We start from the raw sequence: 16,357 nt of genomic DNA, 5'->3' as shown, positions 1-16,357 counted from the left end.
CGTAGGGTGGATGTATGAATACGGGGACGGTGGAGACGCCGCGCACACCGGACGAGTCGGGTGGCTCGGATGGCCGGGGCGGCTCGGACAGGGCGGGCGGCTCGGGCGGGGCGGGCGGCGAGCCTGCCTGGACCGGGCTGCCGCGCGCGCTGCTGAGGCTGCGCAGGCTGGTGCTGGTGCTGTGGCTGGTACCGCTGACCGTGGCCACAGGGGTCCTGCTCGGCGTGTTCGCCGGGCCCGGCTGGTCGGCCTTCGCGCTGCTGCCGGGCGGCCTGGCGGTGTGGGGATGGGTGCTGCTCGCCCGCAACTGGCGCTCCTGGCGGTACCGGGAACGCGCCGACGACCTGCTGATCAAGCGCGGGGTGCTGTGGCGTGAGGAGACGGTCGTGCCGTACGGGCGGATGCAGCTCGTGGAGGTGACGTCGGGGCCGCTTGAGCGGAAGTTCGGCCTGGCGAGCGTGCAGCTGCACACCGCGGCCGCGGCGACGGACGCGACGATTCCGGGGCTGGTGCCCGACGAGGCGCAGCGGCTGCGGGACCGGCTCACCGAGCTGGGCGAGGCCCGTTCGGCGGGGCTGTGACCGGGTCCGAAAGCGTCGGGACTGAAGGCGCCGGGACCGACGGGCAGCGGGAGCTGCGGGAGCGGCGGGAGCGGCGGCTGCACCCCGTCACGCCGCTGCGCCGGGCCTGGGCCCCGATCGCGGTGCTCGCGGGCACGACGCTGCACGACCTCGACCGGGCGGAGCGCACGATCACCAGGATGAGCCCCACCTCGGCGCTCCTGGTGCTCGCGGCCGTCATCCCCCTCGCGGCGCTGTACGGCTTTCTGAGCTGGTGGGTCACCCACTTCGCGGTCACCGACACCGAGTTGCGCATCCGCACCGGGCTGCTGTTCCGGCGTACCGCGCACATCAGACTCGACCGGTTGCAGGCCGTGGACGTCACCCAGCCGCTGCTGGCCCGCTTCTTCGGGGTCGCCAAACTCAAGATGGACGTCATCGGCACCGACTCCAAGGACGAGCTGGCCTTTCTGAGCGAGCGGGACGCCCGCGCCCTGCGGGCCGAACTCCTCGCGCGCGCCGCCGGGTTCGCGCCGGAGACCGCGCACGAGGTGGGCGAGGCGCCGGTACGGAACCTGCTGTACGTACAGCCGCGCACGCTGGCCGTGTCGCTGCTGCTCAGCGGTTCGGTCTGGGCGCTGACGCTGGCCGGGCTGGTGGTTCCGGTGGTGCTCTGGGTCACCACGCACAGCGTCGGGCTGCTGCTCGTCACCGGTCTGCCGTTGCTCGGCATGGCCGGGGCGAGCAGCGTCGGGCGGTTCGTGAGGGAGTACGGCTGGACGCTCGGGGAGTCACCGGACGGGCTCCGCATCGACCACGGGCTGCTCGACAAGCTGCACGAGACGGTGCCGCCAGGGCGGGTGCAGACGGTGCGCATCGTGGAGCCGCTGTTGTGGCGGCGGCGCGGGTGGGTGCGGGTGGAGCTGGACGTGGCGGGCTCGTCCAACGACCTGCTGGTGCCGGTGGCGTCGCGGGAGCTCGCCGAGTCGCTGATCGGCCGGGTGCTGCCGGGCGTCGCGGTCCCGCACGAGCTGAGTCCGGCGCCGCGCCGCGCGGCCTGGGTCACCCTGGTCTGGTGGCGGGGCTACGGGTTCCGGGTCACCGAGGGTGTCTTCGCGGCCCGTCAGGGGCTGCTGACCCGGCGGCTCTCGCTCGTGCCGCACGCGAAGGTGCAGAGCGTACGGCTGAGCCAGGGGCCGTGGGAGCGTCGGCACGGCATCGCGGACGTCACCGTGGACACCGGCGCCGACAAGTCAGTCACGGCGCGGCGGCGTGACGCCGACGAGGCCGCGGCGCTGCTCGCGGCCCAGGCGGACCGCTCCCGCACGGGCCGTCGCGCGGCCCGCCCCGACCGCTGGATGGCGTGACGGCGTGCCGGGGCTCAACGTATCGGGCGGGCGGCTTCGACGGGTGGGGCGCTGTCGGTCAGGAGATCGCGCTGCGGAGTTCGGCCATGTTGAGCTGCTCTGTCTCGTCGTGCTCCGTGAGGTCGATGACCTCGCCCGCCACACGCTGATCCGCGTTCAGCGGACTGGCGTCCGCGTCCGCGCTCGTGCCCGAGTCGCCGGAGTCGGGGCCAGAGCCGGAGTCAGGGGCCGTGTCCGGCTCCGTGGCCGCGTCCGCGTCCGCGTTCACGGACTCTGCCCGGTGGATGGCCAGGGCCTCCTCGCCCACCACGTCCGCGAGGTCCTCCTTGTCCACGGCCCGACTGGTCGCACTGCCTGAGCTGACCGAACTGGCCGGGCTGACCGGGCTGGCCGGGCTGGCCGAACTGGCCGAACTGGCCGGGCTGACCGAACTGGCCGACTGGTTGCCGAAGAAGTCGAAGCCGCCCTCCACGCCGCGCCGCACGGGGATGTGCGGCACGACCGCCGCGGCGGCCGGAACGGTGTAGTGCCCGGCGGCCGACCGTTCGTGCACGGCGACCGCCTCGGGCTTCCCCTGCCCGCCGTCCGCCTCCTCGGCCGTGTCGCCGCCCCGCGCGAGCCGGTCGAGCGCCTGGTTGGCCCGCGCGTACAGCCCGGAGTCCGGGACACCGCGCAGCGCGACGGCGCTGGACGGTACGAGGGCACCGGGCCGTTCGGCAGTCCCGGACGGTGCGGCCTCGGACGCCGCGTCCGACGACGGCAGCGCCTTGGTCGGCTCGGCCGCCTCGATCGCGAGCTGCCGACGCCTCTCCAGGGCGCTGGCGCGCTCGGACTCCGCGGTGGCGTACCGGCGCAGCAGCGCGGCGTGCTCACTGCGCAGGTTCGCCAGTTCGACGCGCTTGGCCCGGAGCTTGGCCTCCAGCCTCCCGCGCAGCTCGCGGGACTCGTCGAGGTCGGTCTCCAGCTCGGCCGTGCGCTCCTCGTACCGCCACTCGTCGCTCGTCCTGGCGCGGGTGAGCTCCGCGACCCGCTTACCGGCCTGGAGGTCCCACTGGCGCATCACGGCCGCGCCGGTCACGGCGGCGGCGGCCGCCGCCGCGGCCAGCGCGCGGAGCATCACGGGTTCCGCGAACAGCCAGGCGGCGGCCGCACACACGACGGCGGCACCTGCCACCCCGGAGGGGGGAAGCAGCCTGTGCAGGGGTGGGGAATGGCGGTGGCGTCCACGTGGCATGGCCAAAAACTTACCGTGCGTGCGCGCGGCGCGGGGCGCCCGCCCGTCAATCTCCCGCAACTTTTACCGTGCCGGGCACGGGGCGACTTCTCTGCCGGCTACCCGGCTACTGCTTGAGCAGCCCCTTTGACTCCAGATACTCCTTCGCCGCGTCCGCCTCCTTCACGCGTTCCGCGTCGACCTTGCGGTTGAGTTCCATCAGGTCCGCGGTCGTGAGCGCGTCGGTCAACTTCGCCAGTACGTCGGCTATCTCGGTGCTTCCCGCGTCCTTGGCGTTCACTACCGGAACGACGTTGTCCGCGTTCTGCAGCTTCTTGTCGTCCTCGAGCAGGACTAGGTCGTAGTTCTTCAGCGTCGCGTCCGTCGTCGTGGTCAGCATCATCTGGTCGATGCCGTCCTGGACGGCCTTCTTGGACTGGGGGCTGCCCACGCCCTTGGGGTCGATCCCGGCCACGTCGATGCCGTACGTCGACTTCAGACCGGGCGCGCAGAACGGCCGCACCTCGCACTCGTCACCGGCCGCGATCCGGACCTTCAGCTTCGACTCGCCGAGATCCGAAAGGGTCTTGAGGTTGTGCTTCTTCGCGTATTCCTCGCTCACCGCGAAGGCGTTCTGGTCGACCGCCTCGCCGGCGGGCAGCACCTTCAGCCCGCGCGGCTCGGCGAGCTTCTTCAACCCGGCCACCGTGTCGTCCACATCGCTGGACGCGACAGGCTTGTCTTCCGGCGCCTTCGGGCCGTTCACCTTGGCGTTCAGGAATTCGGCGAGCGTCGCGGCGTATTCCGGCATGACGTCGATCTCGCCCTTCTCCAGAGAGGGCTCGTAGAGCTCGCGGTTCTCCACGGTCTTGATCGACGTGCTGTATCCCGCGTCGCTCAGCAGCTGTGCGTAGAGCTCGGCCAGCACCTTGGACTCGGTGAACGCGGCCGCGCCCACCACCAGCGAGCCCTTCTGCCCCTTGTCGCCCACCTTGTCGGAGCCCTTGTCCTCCAGGCTGTCGCCGCCGCAGGCCGCGAGCCCCACGGACAGCGCCAGAGCTCCGAGCACCGCCCCGGCCGTGCGTACGCCGCGCGGGAACGTCTTCATGGGGAACCACCATCCGTAATCTGTCACGTCGTCAGAAGCTGTCACGTCGTCGTACCGTCAAGGCCGTCGTACCGACGTCTCATCGTCTCGTCGCCCCGTCAGGCCGTCGCGCCCGCGGGTCGTACGGTGTCGCGTCCCCGCATCGGGTCGCACCACCGGCCCGTCACGATCAGGACGCCCTCCACCAGCAGCGCGAGCGCCGCCACCAGGACCGCGCCCGCCACCACCTGCGGCGTGTTCTGGAGGTTGAAGCCCTCCGTGATGATCCTGCCCAGACCGCCCTGGCCCGCCATCGCCGCCAGCGTGGCCGTGGCGACCACCTGGACCGCGGCGGACCGCAGCCCGGACATGATCAGCGGGTACGCGAGGGGCAGTTCGACCCGCAGGAAGAGCTGGCGGCCACTCATCCCCATGCCCCGTGCCGCCTCCAGCACCGCCCGGTCCACCTCGCGCATTCCGAGGTAGGCGTTGGTCAGCAGCGGCGGCACCGCGAACAGCACCAGCGCGATCAGCGTGGGCAGATCGCCGTGCCTCCCCAGCGGGGTGAGGGTCAGCAGCACCAGTACCGCGAGGGTGGGTATCGCCCGCCCCGCGTTGGAGATGTTGACCGCGAGCGCGCCCCCCTTGCCGATATGCCCGAGCAGCAGCGCGACCGGCAGTGCGATGAGGCAGGCCGCCGCCAGACAGGTCCCGCTGTAGTAAAGGTGCTCGCCGAGGCGGCTCAGAACGCCCTTCTCGCCCTGCCAGTGGGCGCCGGTCGTCAGCCAGCCGTACGCCTCCGGGATCACGTTCATCTCTTCCCGGTCACCTCTGTCACCTCTGTCACCTCTGCCGCGTCGGATATCCCGGCCGCCGCCGTCCGCGCGGCGGCGGGCGCGGGCGTCGCACGCGCCGCGCGTATGCGGGTCCAGGGCGTCAGCCACCGTTGCAGCCCGAGCAGCAGCAGATCGGCGGTCACCGCGAGCAGGACGCACAGCACCGACGCCGTCAGCACCTCCGCCCTGAAGTCGGTCCGCAGCCCGGACATGATCAGCCCGCCCAGGCCGCCGTAGTCCACGATCGCGCCGACGGTCGTCATCGCGACGGTGGAGACCGTGGCGATCCGCAGCCCCGCGAACAACGCGGGCAGCGACAGCGGCAGTTCGACCTCCCACAGCAGCCGCCACGAGCCGTACCCCATCCCGCGCGCCGCCTCCCGCGCCTCCAGGGGGACGGCTTCGAGTCCGGCCAGGATGTTCCGCACCAGAATCGTCAGCGAGTACAGCACCAGGCCCGTGACCACCAGCGCCGCGGAGAGCCCGAACACCGGCAACAGCAGCGAGAACATGGCCAGTGACGGGACCGAGTACAGCAGCGTGGTCAGCCCCAGCACCGCGCCCGCGAAGGCCCGCCGCCTGCGCGCGAACAACGCCAGCGGAAAAGCGATCAGCAGGCCGATGACCACCGACACCACGGTGATGCCCACGTGCTGGACCGTCGCGTCGGTCAGCTCCTGGCTGCGCGTGCGCAGATACTCACCGCACACCCAGTCATTGGCCACCAGGCAATTGGGCTCACTCACCCCGCCGCACCTCCCCCGAACGCCTGTCCCGTCACACACGGATGTCCACTGGCGAACGACCCTAACCCCGACCACTGACAATCGCCGCGAACGGTCTTCGTACAGCACCATGAGGGGAACGGGGAACAGCGAGCGCACCACAAAATGGGGAGTCATGATCCGGTTCGAGCACGTCAGCAAGCGGTACCCGGACGGCACGACCGCCGTGGACGACCTGTCGTTCGAGATCGCCGAGGGCGAACTGGTCACCCTCGTCGGCCCGTCCGGCTGCGGTAAGACCACCACGATGAAGATGATGAACCGGCTCATCGAGCCCACGTCAGGACGCATCCTCCTCGACGGAGACGACATATCCACCATCGACCCGGTCCGGCTGCGGCGGCGGATCGGCTATGTCATCCAGCAAGTGGGGCTGTTCCCGCACAAGACCGTCCTGGACAACACCGCGACCGTCCCGCACCTGCTCGGCTGGAAGCGGCGCGCGGGCCGTGCGCGCGCCGCGGAACTCCTCGACCTGGTCGGCCTCGACCCCGCCGTCTACGGCGACCGCTACCCCGACCAGCTCTCCGGCGGCCAGCGCCAGCGCGTCGGCGTCGCCCGTGCGCTGGCCGCCGACCCGCCCGTCCTGCTGATGGACGAGCCGTTCGGCGCGGTGGATCCCGTCGTACGCGAGCACCTCCAGTCGGAGTTCCTCAGACTGCAGTCGGCCGTGCGCAAGACGGTGCTCTTCGTCACCCATGACATCGAGGAGGCGGTTCGCCTCGGCGACCGCATCGCCGTCTACGGCGCGGGGCGCGTCGAGCAGTTCGACGCACCGGCCACCGTGCTCGGCGCGCCCGCCACCGAGTACGTGGCCGACTTCGTGGGCGCCGACCGGGGACTGAAGCGGCTGTCGGTCACCCCGATCGAGCAGAGCGACCTCGAACAGCCCCCGGTGGTACGCCTGGACGACCCGGTGAGCGAGGCCGCACGGCGGCTGCGCGCGAGCGGCGCCCGCTGGGCGGTCGTCCTGGACACCGAGGGCGATCTGCACGGCTGGATCTCCGCCGAGCACACCCGGCTCGACGGGACCGTACGCGACCACGCCCGCCGGATGGAGGCCTGGCTGCCCGTCGGCGCCCCGCTCAAGCAGGCGTTCGCGACGATGCTCCAGCACGACGCGGGCTGGATCGCGGTCATCGACGAGGACGGCGCGGGCCGCTTCCTGGGCGTCCTCACGCCCGCGACGCTGCACGAGGCGCTACGCCGCTCCACCGCCGCCGACGCCCGTGCCGTCGCCCGCAGCGAGGTGGAGCTGGAGACGGTCAGCGGCCGGTGACGACGGCGACCGGTGACGTCAGCGGCCAGCGCGCCCGCCCCGCCGCCTCGCCCGCTCCGCCGCCTCACCCGCCCCGCCCGCTCCATCTGCTTTAGTCGCTTTAGTCGGGCTTCAGTCGGCCGTGAGTCGGCCGCTGAGCCACTCCAGCGCGGGCGGGATCTCCCGTCGCCAGGTGGTGAAGTTGTGCCCGCCGCTGTCGAGGACGATCGACGACACGCGGGTCGGTGACCGCGCCTTGTCGATGAACCTCAGCGTGTCGCCGTAGTTGCTCTCGCCCTTCCTGCTGCTGGTCACCAGCAGCGAGACCGCGGGCGGCGGCTCGTGGTCCAGGAGCCACAGCAGGTCGGCGCGCCGCTCCAGCCGCTTGTCACCGTGGAAGAGGTCGCCGGTGGCCCGGTCCACGGGGGCCTTGTAGTGGGCGGAGAGCCCGGCCCCGGCGGCGAAGCGGTCGGGGTGCTTCGCGGCGATCTTCAACGCACAGTATCCGCCGGTGGAGTTGCCGATGACGCCCCAGTCAGCGGCCCTCCCGCCGACCCGGTAGTGGCGGGAGATCGCCGTCGGCAGGTCCCGCGCGAAGAAAGTCTCCGTCTGGGGGCCGCCCGGAACGTCCACGCACTCGGTGTCCCGCGGCGGGGCGACCGTGGGCCGCAGCATCACCAGGACCATGGGCCGCATCCGGCCCTCGCGGGCCTGCCGCTGTGCGGTCGCCGGATAGCGCAGGCCGTTGAGCAGGTTCTCCGCGGTGCCGGGATAGCCGGTGATCACCACCGCCGCCGGGAAGGCACGGTCCGCGTACTTTGGCTGGAAGTACTCCGGCGGCAGATAGACGTAGGCGGCGCTGGCGATGCGCGACTTCTGCCCCGACACCTCGATCCGCTGGATCTGGCCGCCGACCGCGGGCCCGGAGCCGCCCGGCACGTGCGGCACGCGCCGCTTGTCCAGCACCCTGACCAGGGCCCGCGCGCCGCCCTGGCCGTGGTCCTGGACGACGCCCATCCGCTGCTCCTGGCCGAGGAGGTCGTCCCAGGAAGCGTAGAACTCGTAAGTCCTGTTGGCGGCGAGCCCCACGGAGGCGAACACCAGCGCCTGGGTGGCCAGCAGCAGCGCGACACGTCCGGTCACGGCCCGCCAGGTACGGCGGCCGAGCCTCGGCCAGAGCCAGACGGCGCCGAGGAACAGCAGCACGGCCAGCGTGACCGCCAGTGCCAGCACCAGGTTGCTCTTGAGACCCATGGGGCGTTCCCGTTCTCGGTGGACTCAGTGGACTCAGTGGACTCAGTGGACTCCGCCACGGGATTTCCCGACCGGAGAGTGAACCCGCCTCCCGCCGAGAACGTCCTAGAAAGCGTCATTTGTCCGGCATTGAGCGTTCAGCGGCCGGGCGTCAACTCTCTCGCCGAACTACGGGATGCGATGTCTGTCAGGGTAGATGGGGAAATATCCGGTGAGGTTCCGGGGACGTTGCGCCGCGTGCTCCGCGGGCCACGCCCGGCGAAGGTTCCCGCTCTGGTCGCCGCCGCCTGCACGTTCGTCGGACTCCTGGACATCGCGGCGGGTGCGATCCCGCGTTTCAGGCACAGCAGGATGCACGCGTTCGCCGAGGTGCTCCCCGGCGCGCTGGGCCCCTTCGCCGCCGCCCTCTCGCTCAGCGCGGGCGTCCTGCTGCTCCTGCTCGGCCATGGGCTGCGGCGCGGCAAGCGGCGGGCCTGGCGGGCCGCCGTGGCGCTGCTGCCGGTCGGGGCGCTGGCGCAACTGCTGTACCGGCACTCCTTCGCCGGCACGCTGATATCGCTGGCCCTGCTCGCCCTCCTGCTGCGGCACCGCGCGGAGTTCACCGCCCTGCCCGACCCGCGCAGCCGCTGGTACGCGCTGGCCAACTTCGTCCTCATGGGCACGGGTTCGATCATCCTGGGCACGGTCGTGGTCAGCGGCCGTCCGGGCAAGGTGGTCGGCGACCCGAGCATCGCCGACTACCTCACGCATGTCCTCTTCGGCCTGGTCGGCGTCACGGGCCCGGTCGACTACACCGGCCGTACGTCCGCGACCGTCGCGTACTCGCTGGGCGCGCTCGGCCTGCTGACCGCGCTCACCACCTGCTATCTGGCGTTCCGCCCGGAACATCCGGCGGCCCGGCTCACCGAGAGCGACGAGGCACGGCTGCGCGCGCTGCTCGACCGGCACGGCGCCCGCGACTCGCTGGGCCACTTCGCGCTGCGCCGCGACAAGGGCGTGGTGTTCTCGCCCAGCGGCAAGGCGGCCGTCTGCTACCGCGTCGTCTCCGGGGTGATGCTCGCCAGCGGCGACCCCGTCGGCGATGTGGAGGCCTGGCCGGGCGCGATCGAACGCTTCATGGACGAGGCCAAACGGCACTCCTGGACGCCCGCCGTGATGGGCTGCTCGGAGACCGGCGGCGAGGTGTGGACCCGTGAGACCGGCCTGGACGCTCTCGAACTGGGCGACGAGGCGGTGGTGGACGTCGCGGATTTCTCCCTCACGGGGCGCGCGATGCGGAATGTGCGCCAGATGGTGAAGCGCATCGAGCGCCAGGGTTACGAGACCCGCGTGCGGCGGGTGGCTGACCTCGCCGAACCCGAGCTGGCCCGGATCCAGCGGGCCGCGGCCGACTGGCGCGGCACCGACACCGAACGCGGCTTCTCGATGGCGCTCGGCCGGATCGGCGACCCGGCCGACAGCGCCTGTCTGATCGCCACCGCGCACAAGCGGGACGAGGAGCCGGGGCCGTACGGCGATCTGAAGGCCGTGCTGCATTTCGTCCCCTGGGGCGCGGACGGCGTCTCGCTCGACCTGATGCGGCGCGACCGCGCGGCCGATCCGGGAATGAACGAACTGCTGATCGTGGCGGCCCTGCGGGCGGCGCCGCGGCTCGGCGTCAGCCGGGTCTCGCTGAACTTCGCGATGTTCCGCTCCACGCTCGCCCGCGGCGAGAAGCTGGGCGCGGGTCCGGTGCTGCGCTGCTGGCGCGGGCTGCTGGTGTTCCTGTCCCGGTGGTTCCAGATCGAGTCCCTGTACAAGTTCAACGCCAAGTTCCGGCCCCGCTGGGAACCTCGCTTCCTCGTCTTCCGCAACACGCGCGACCTGCCCCGTATCGGAGTCGCCGCGATGCGGGCCGAGGGCTTCGTCACCCTCGCGCCGCCCCGCGTTCTGCGGGTGTGGACCAGGCGCCCGTGCCCGCACCCGGCGGCGGACCGGCAGGACCGTGAAGTCCGGCCCGCGTAGCGGCCTGGCAGCGCCCGTGGCGACTGGCGGATTCCGCCGCTCCGGGGCCTGGGGGCGTGGGCAGTACGCCATCCGGGCCTACGCTTGAGGCATGAGTACGTTGTATGACCGAGGGCCGGTCGCCGGGCTGCCCAGGTTCGACCGCTGCGCGGTCATGGGAGTCGTCAATGTGACGCCCGACTCCTTCTCCGACGGCGGGCGCTGGTTCGACACCACGACCGCCGTCAAGCGCGGCCTCGACCTGGTCTCCGAAGGCGCCGACCTGGTCGACGTCGGCGGCGAGTCCACCCGCCCCGGCGCCAGCCGGGTCGACGAGGCCGAGGAGCTGCGCCGGGTCGTGCCGGTGGTGCGTGACCTGGTCTCCGAGGGTGTCACGGTCTCCGTGGACACCATGCGCGCCAAGGTCGCCGAGCAGGCGCTGCGGGCGGGCGCCCGCCTGGTGAACGACGTCAGCGGCGGGCTCGCCGACCCCGGCATGGTGCCTACGGTGGCCGACGCGGGCGCTCCCTTCGTGGTCATGCACTGGCGCGGCTTCAGCGCGGACATGAACAGCAAGGCGGTCTACGCGGACGTGGTCGGCGAGGTCGTCGCCGAGCTCCACGCGCGCGTGGACGCCGTGGTCGCCGGAGGCATCGCGCCCGAGCGCATCGTGATCGATCCGGGGCTCGGGTTCGCCAAGCGGGCCGAGCACGACCTGGCGCTGCTGGCCCGCCTGGCGGACCTGCGGTCGCTCGGCCGCCCGATCCTCGTCGCCGCGTCCCGTAAGCGCTTCCTGGGACGTGTGCTGGCCGGTCCCGAGGGGGCGCCGCCGCCCGCCAGGGAGCGGGACTCCGCCACCGCCGCGGTCTCCGCCATCGCCGCGCACGAGGGCGCCTGGGCGGTGCGGGTCCACGAGGTGCGCGCCACCGCGGACGCGGTCCGCGTCGCCCGTGCCATCCAGGACGCCAAGGGAGCCATGTGACGTCGCACACCGAAGCCGTCACGGAGGCGAACACGGCGTTCTACGAGGCGATGGAGCGCGGTGACTACGACGGGCTCTCCGCGCTCTGGCTGGACGACGGCTCAGGACCCGACTCGTGGTCGGACGTGTCGTGTGTGCACCCCGGCTGGCACGTGCTCACGGGGCGCGGCGAGGTCCTGAGGTCGTACGCCGCGCTGATGGCGCAGATCGACTACATCCAGTACTTCCTGACCGATCTCACGGTCCGCGCGTCCGGGGACACCGCCGTGGTGACCTGCACCGAGAACATCCTGCTCGGCGGCCCCAGCGAGGAGGGCGACGACATCGGCCCCCTGGTCGGCCAGCAGTTCGTCGCCACCAATGTGTTCCACCGCACACCCGACGGCTGGAAGATGTGGGCCCACCACTCGTCCCCGGTCCTCGCGGACTCCGACGAGGAGGACGGCGGCGGCGAGGGCGGCGCGTCACCTGCCTGAGTGGGCCGCGGGTCCGGCGGGATTGGATCCGGCCCTCCTGGGTATAGGCCGGGTTCCAGCGGTGGCCCCGCCCGTCCCCAGGGCCCCGTGGGCGGGCGCTGTCAGTGCGCGCGGGTAGATTCGCCTCAAGGCTTGCGTGCCGACCGCACTCGGCGCGGGCCTGCCGGAACGACGATTGCAGGAGTGATTCGCGTGGATCGTGTCGCGCTGCGCGGCCTGAAGGCCCGTGGGCACCACGGCGTGTATCCCAGGGAGCGCGAGGAGGGCCAGACCTTCATCGTGGACCTGGTGCTCGGCCTGGACACCACGGCGGCCGCGTCCGATGACGACCTGGCGAAGACCGTGCACTACGGCGTGGTCGCTGAGGAGGTCGTGGGGGTCGTCGAGGGTGAGCCCGTCAATCTGATCGAGACCCTCGCGGAGCGGATCGCCCAACAGTGCCTCAAGCACGACGGGGTACAAGAGGTCGAGGTGATCGTGCACAAGCCGGACGCCCCGATCACCGTGCCGTTCGACGATGTGACCATCACGATCACCCGGAGCCGAGTATGAAATCCCCCCGACTCCCGGACGCGCCGGGCGGAGCCGACGCCCGCGGCGCATCCGGCGGCGACCCGACCGTGCAGCCGGTGCCCGACTCCGTGGTCGAACAGGTCGACGCGGCCGACAGCACGCTGAGCAACCCCAAGCGCGCGGTGATCGCCCTCGGGGCCAACCTGGGCAACCGCCTGGAGAACCTCCAGGGCGCGGTCGACGCGCTCGGCGACACTCCGGGCTTGCGGGTCAAGGCGGTGTCCCCGGTGTACGAGACCGAGCCCTGGGGCGTCGACCCCGACAGCCAGCCGTCGTACTTCAACGCGATCGTCGTCGTCAAGACCACGTTGCCCCCGTCCTCGCTGCTCGAACGGGCGCACGCGGTCGAGGAGGCCTTCCACCGCGCCCGTGACCAGCGCTGGGCGGCCCGCACCATCGACGTCGACATCGTGTCCTACCAGGACGTCGTCTCCGACGACCCGGTGCTCACGCTGCCCCACCCGCGCGCCCATCAGCGCGCCTTCGTCCTCGCCCCCTGGCACGACGTGGAGCCGGAGGCCCAGCTCCCCGGCCACGGCCCGGTCGCCCAGCTCCTGGCGTCGGTCACCCGCGAAGGCATCGCCCAGCGCGACGACCTGGAACTCCGGCTGCCCGATTAGTCGTTAGGCTGCCAGATACGGAACGAACGTGAGAGGCCACCTGTGAAGCAGTTGCGCATCAGGACGCTGGTCGGCCTGTTCCTGGTGGCCGGGGTGCTGTCCTGGGGCGGGGCCAGCATGTGGGACTCGCTCGGCACCCTGCCGAGCGTCCCGTCGGCCGCGCCGATCGTGCTGGCGGCGATCGCGGCCGTGCTGCTGGCGACGGCGCTCTCGCTCCGGTCCAGGCTGCGCGCCCAGCGCGAGCGGCGCCCCGGCGCGAAGGGCGTGGAGCCGATGATGGCGGCGCGCGCCGTGGTCTTCGGGCAGGCCAGCGCGCTGGTGGCCGCGCTGGTCGCCGGGATGTACGGCGGCACGGGCGTCTTCCTGCTCAGCCGCCTCGACGAGCCCGCCCGCCAGGACCAGGCGATCTACGCGGGCTTCTCGGTCCTGGCGGGCGCGGCGGTGGTGGCGGCGGCACTGTTCCTGGAGCGCGTCTGCAAGCTCCCCGATGACGACGACACAGCCGAGGGCGCGGCCCCGGCATAGGGCACCGCCCGGCTGTCCGGGCCAGGCGGTGCCGAGGGCCGAGGTTACTTCGCCAGTATCAGGCTCATCGCTTCCGCGCGGGTCGCCGCGTCGCGGAGTTGGCCGCGTACCGCCGACGTCACGGTCCGCGCGCCCGGCTTGCGGATGCCGCGGACCGACATGCACATGTGCTCGGCCTCGACGACGACGATCACACCGCGCGCCTCGAGAATCCGCATCAGCGAGTCCGCGATCTGCGTGGTGAGTCGTTCCTGCACCTGGGGACGCCGTGCGTAGACCTCGACGAGCCGGGCCAGCTTCGACAGTCCGGTGATCTTCCCGCTGTCCGCGGGGATGTACCCCACATGGGCCACGCCGTGGAACGGCAGCAGGTGATGCTCGCAGAAGCTGACGATCTCGATGTCCTTGACCAGCACCATCTCGTCGTGGCCCAGGTCGAACGTCGTGGTGAGCACGTCCTCCGGCTGCTGCCACAGCCCGGCCAGCAGCTCCCGGTACGCCCGCGCCACCCGCCCCGGAGTCTCCCGCAGGCCCTCGCGGTCCGGGTCCTCGCCGACCGCGATGAGCAGCTCCCGCACGGCGTTCTCGGCCCGCTTCTCGTCGAACTCGCCGATCGAGCCCTCGCCGTCCAGTGTCACCGGGTCGGTCATGTCTGCCTCGTTCCTGTACGCCTTGCGTGCGGCCTCATGGGAAAGCCGCACCCCCCAAGGCTAGAACCCTGGGGGGTGCGGCTCCATTCCGGGCCCGGCTCAGCTCTCCGGACGGTCCTCCGGAGCGGGCTCGGGCGTCTTGGTGATGTCCACCGAGGCCGAGCTGATGTCCAGCGCGGAGCCCGCCGTCACCGCGGGCGTGGAGCCGTTGGTGAGCGACAGCTCCTTGGGCGAGAGCACCGGCGGGCGGGTCGACGGCGTACGCCGCGAGGAGCCGGTCCACGCCGGGCGGGACGGGCGCTTCACGATCGGGGCGAAGATCTCGGCGATCTCCTCCTTGCCGAGGGTCTCCTTCTCCAGCAGTTCGAGCACCAGGTTGTCCAGGACGTCGCGGTTCTCGACCAGGATCTCCCAGGCCTCGTTGTGCGCGGTCTCGATGAGCTTCTTGACCTCTTCGTCGACCAGCGCGGCGACCTCTTCCGAGTAGTCACGCTGATGCGTCATGTCCCGGCCCAGGAACGGCTCGGTGTTGTCGCCGCCGAACTTGATCGCGCCGAGCCGCTCGGTCATGCCGTACTGCGTGACCATGGCGCGAGCCGTGGCGGTGGCCTTCTCGATGTCGTTCGCCGCGCCCGTGGTCGGGTCGTGGAAGACGAGTTCCTCGGCCGCGCGGCCGCCCAGCATGTACGCGAGCTGGTCCAGCATCTCGTTGCGCGTGGTGGAGTACTTGTCCTCGTCGGGCAGCACCATGGTGTAGCCCAGGGCCCGGCCGCGCGACAGGATCGTGATCTTGTGCACGGGGTCGGAGTTCGGCGAGGCCGCCGCGACCAGGGCGTGTCCGCCCTCGTGGTACGCGGTGATCTTCTTTTCCTTGTCCGACATGACCCGAGTCCGCTTCTGCGGGCCCGCCACGACACGGTCGATGGCCTCGTCCAGGAAGTGGTTGTCGACCAGCTTCTTGTCGCTGCGCGCGGTGAGCAGCGCGGCTTCGTTCAGGACGTTCTGCAGGTCGGCGCCGGTCATGCCGGGCGTGCGCCGGGCGACGGCGGCCAGGTCGACGTCCGGGGCGACCGGTTTGCCCTTCTGGTGGACCTTGAGGATCTCCAGGCGGCCCTGCATGTCCGGGCGGTCGACGGCGATCTGCCGGTCGAAGCGGCCGGGCCGCAGCAACGCCGGGTCCAGGATGTCCGGGCGGTTGGTGGCGGCGATCAGGATGACGCCGCCCTTGACGTCGAAGCCGTCCATCTCGACGAGCAGCTGGTTGAGCGTCTGCTCGCGCTCGTCGTGGCCGCCGCCCATGCCGGCGCCGCGATGGCGGCCCACGGCGTCGATCTCGTCGACGAAGACGATGGCCGGGGCGTTCGCCTTGGCCTGCTCGAAGAGGTCGCGGACACGCGAGGCGCCCACACCGACGAACATCTCGACGAAGTCGGAGCCGGAGATCGAGTAGAACGGCACCCCGGCCTCGCCCGCGACGGCACGCGCGAGCAGCGTCTTGCCGGTGCCGGGCGGGCCGTACAGCAGCACGCCCTTGGGGATCTTGGCGCCGACGGCCTGGAACTTCGCCGGCTCCTGGAGGAACTCCTTGATCTCGTGGAGCTCCTCGACGGCCTCGTCGGAGCCCGCGACGTCGGCGAACGTCGTCTTCGGGGTGTCCTTGGTGATCAGCTTGGCCTTGGACTTCCCGAACTGCATGACACGGGAGCCGCCGCCCTGCATCTGGTTCATCAAGAACAGGAAAACGACGATGATCAGGATGAACGGCAGCAGCGAGAGCAGGAACGTGACGAACATGTTCTGCTTCTCGGGCGAGACGGTGTAGCTCTTCTCGATGTCGCCGTTCTCGTAGTGCTCCTGGAGCTTGGCGGCGAGCTGGGTGCCCTGCTCGCCGATATAGCTGGCCTGGATCTTGGCGCTGCCGCCGTACTTGTCCTTGTCTGCGCCGTCCTTCAGCTCGACCTTGATCTTCTGCTCATCGCCGGTCGTGAGCTTGGCGCTCTCCACCTGCTTGTCGTCGATCGCCTGCACGACCTTGCCGGTGTCCACTGTCTTGTGGCCGCCGGACGAACCGACGACCTGCATCAACACGACCACGGCGAGGACGGCCAGCACGATCCACATGACCGGCCCACGGAAGTATCGCTTCACGTCCATCCATACGGAGCGGTGTCGCCCCGTCCCTCCTGCC

Annotated in this window: 16 protein-coding genes; 9 read left to right on the top strand and 7 right to left on the bottom strand. The window is 71.4% G+C overall.

From position 1 onward, the window contains the following. The first annotated feature begins 14 nt into the window (after window positions 1-14). The gene (locus tag ACX6XY_RS16960) at window positions 15-581 is read left to right on the top strand and encodes a PH domain-containing protein (RefSeq protein WP_460331270.1); all 567 of its coding nucleotides are present in this window, start codon (window positions 15-17) and stop codon (window positions 579-581) included. 53 nt (window positions 582-634) lie between these two features. Continuing rightward, window positions 635-1,927 (top strand): PH domain-containing protein, encoded by a 1,293-nt coding sequence (locus ACX6XY_RS16955; RefSeq protein ID WP_460331386.1) that lies wholly within the window; start codon window positions 635-637, stop codon window positions 1,925-1,927. A 58-nt stretch (window positions 1,928-1,985) separates the two neighbouring features. Here ACX6XY_RS16955 and ACX6XY_RS16950 read toward each other — a convergent pair whose 3' ends face one another. From ACX6XY_RS16950 to ACX6XY_RS16935, 4 genes are all read right to left on the bottom strand, one after another. Beyond that, complete coding sequence (locus ACX6XY_RS16950) at window positions 1,986-3,161, bottom strand: coiled-coil domain-containing protein (protein WP_460331268.1); 1,176 nt, start codon at window positions 3,159-3,161, stop codon at window positions 1,986-1,988. 106 nt (window positions 3,162-3,267) lie between these two features. Then, entirely contained in the window at window positions 3,268-4,248 is a 981-nt protein-coding gene (locus ACX6XY_RS16945; protein WP_460331265.1) for an ABC transporter substrate-binding protein, read from the bottom strand. Window positions 4,249-4,346: 98 nt separating this feature from the next. Then, window positions 4,347-5,042: an ABC transporter permease gene (locus ACX6XY_RS16940; RefSeq protein ID WP_460331262.1), complete on the bottom strand. Its 696-nt coding sequence runs from the start codon at window positions 5,040-5,042 to the stop codon at window positions 4,347-4,349. Further along, window positions 5,039-5,809: an ABC transporter permease gene (locus tag ACX6XY_RS16935; RefSeq protein WP_460331260.1), complete on the bottom strand. Its 771-nt coding sequence runs from the start codon at window positions 5,807-5,809 to the stop codon at window positions 5,039-5,041. The genes ACX6XY_RS16940 and ACX6XY_RS16935 overlap by 4 nt, the downstream gene beginning before the upstream one ends. Window positions 5,810-5,963: 154 nt before the next feature. Here ACX6XY_RS16935 and ACX6XY_RS16930 point away from each other — a divergent pair, with 154 nt between their 5' ends. After that, a complete protein-coding gene (locus ACX6XY_RS16930; protein ID WP_460331258.1) occupies window positions 5,964-7,127 on the top strand; it encodes an ABC transporter ATP-binding protein in 1,164 nt (387 codons plus the stop codon). 111 nt (window positions 7,128-7,238) lie between these two features. Here ACX6XY_RS16930 and ACX6XY_RS16925 read toward each other — a convergent pair whose 3' ends face one another. Continuing rightward, window positions 7,239-8,360, bottom strand: a complete 1,122-nt coding sequence (locus ACX6XY_RS16925; RefSeq protein WP_460331255.1) for an alpha/beta hydrolase — start codon at window positions 8,358-8,360, stop codon at window positions 7,239-7,241. Between the two features lie 204 nt (window positions 8,361-8,564). Between ACX6XY_RS16925 and ACX6XY_RS16920 the strand changes: the two genes are divergently transcribed. The 6 genes from ACX6XY_RS16920 (at window position 8,565) to ACX6XY_RS16895 (ending at window position 13,519) form a co-directional block, all read left to right on the top strand. Beyond that, window positions 8,565-10,364 (top strand): phosphatidylglycerol lysyltransferase domain-containing protein, encoded by a 1,800-nt coding sequence (locus tag ACX6XY_RS16920; RefSeq protein WP_460331383.1) that lies wholly within the window; start codon window positions 8,565-8,567, stop codon window positions 10,362-10,364. A 91-nt stretch (window positions 10,365-10,455) separates the two neighbouring features. Next, on the top strand, window positions 10,456-11,325 hold the full coding sequence (gene folP / locus ACX6XY_RS16915; RefSeq protein ID WP_460331252.1) for a dihydropteroate synthase: 870 nt from the start codon (window positions 10,456-10,458) through the stop codon (window positions 11,323-11,325). Beyond that, window positions 11,322-11,801 carry a nuclear transport factor 2 family protein gene (locus ACX6XY_RS16910; protein ID WP_460331250.1) on the top strand — a complete coding sequence of 160 codons (480 nt, stop codon included), beginning with the start codon at window positions 11,322-11,324 and terminating at the stop codon, window positions 11,799-11,801. The genes folP and ACX6XY_RS16910 overlap by 4 nt, the downstream gene beginning before the upstream one ends. A 192-nt stretch (window positions 11,802-11,993) precedes the next feature. After that, on the top strand, window positions 11,994-12,353 hold the full coding sequence (gene folB / locus ACX6XY_RS16905) for a dihydroneopterin aldolase (protein ID WP_460331247.1): 360 nt from the start codon (window positions 11,994-11,996) through the stop codon (window positions 12,351-12,353). After that, a complete protein-coding gene (folK, locus tag ACX6XY_RS16900; RefSeq protein WP_460331245.1) occupies window positions 12,239-12,994 on the top strand; it encodes a 2-amino-4-hydroxy-6-hydroxymethyldihydropteridine diphosphokinase in 756 nt (251 codons plus the stop codon). The genes folB and folK overlap by 115 nt, the downstream gene beginning before the upstream one ends. Window positions 12,995-13,036: 42 nt before the next feature. Next, on the top strand, window positions 13,037-13,519 hold the full coding sequence (locus ACX6XY_RS16895; protein ID WP_460331243.1) for a DUF3180 domain-containing protein: 483 nt from the start codon (window positions 13,037-13,039) through the stop codon (window positions 13,517-13,519). A gap of 44 nt (window positions 13,520-13,563) precedes the next feature. Here the strand turns inward: ACX6XY_RS16895 and folE are convergent, their stop codons facing one another. Next, entirely contained in the window at window positions 13,564-14,169 is a 606-nt protein-coding gene (folE, locus tag ACX6XY_RS16890) for a GTP cyclohydrolase I FolE (protein ID WP_156727379.1), read from the bottom strand. Window positions 14,170-14,268: 99 nt separating this feature from the next. Continuing rightward, complete coding sequence (gene ftsH / locus ACX6XY_RS16885) at window positions 14,269-16,323, bottom strand: ATP-dependent zinc metalloprotease FtsH (RefSeq protein ID WP_460331240.1); 2,055 nt, start codon at window positions 16,321-16,323, stop codon at window positions 14,269-14,271. Window positions 16,324-16,357 lie beyond the last annotated feature (34 nt).

This window comes from Streptomyces sp. O3, from assembly GCF_054788135.1.
Note: the sequence above shows the minus strand (reverse complement) of the source record. Positions and strands in the feature narration are given on the sequence as shown.

Coding starts and splice junctions, on each gene's coding strand:
- folE (WP_156727379.1), bottom strand. CDS start 14,169: ATGACCGACCCGGTGACACTGGACGGCGAGGGCTCGATCGGCGAGTTC.
- ACX6XY_RS16940 (WP_460331262.1), bottom strand. CDS start 5,042: ATGAACGTGATCCCGGAGGCGTACGGCTGGCTGACGACCGGCGCCCAC.
- ACX6XY_RS16945 (WP_460331265.1), bottom strand. CDS start 4,248: ATGAAGACGTTCCCGCGCGGCGTACGCACGGCCGGGGCGGTGCTCGGA.
- ACX6XY_RS16930 (WP_460331258.1), top strand. CDS start 5,964: ATGATCCGGTTCGAGCACGTCAGCAAGCGGTACCCGGACGGCACGACC.
- ftsH (WP_460331240.1), bottom strand. CDS start 16,323: ATGGACGTGAAGCGATACTTCCGTGGGCCGGTCATGTGGATCGTGCTG.
- folP (WP_460331252.1), top strand. CDS start 10,456: ATGAGTACGTTGTATGACCGAGGGCCGGTCGCCGGGCTGCCCAGGTTC.
- ACX6XY_RS16925 (WP_460331255.1), bottom strand. CDS start 8,360: ATGGGTCTCAAGAGCAACCTGGTGCTGGCACTGGCGGTCACGCTGGCC.
- ACX6XY_RS16960 (WP_460331270.1), top strand. CDS start 15: ATGAATACGGGGACGGTGGAGACGCCGCGCACACCGGACGAGTCGGGT.
- ACX6XY_RS16950 (WP_460331268.1), bottom strand. CDS start 3,161: ATGCCACGTGGACGCCACCGCCATTCCCCACCCCTGCACAGGCTGCTT.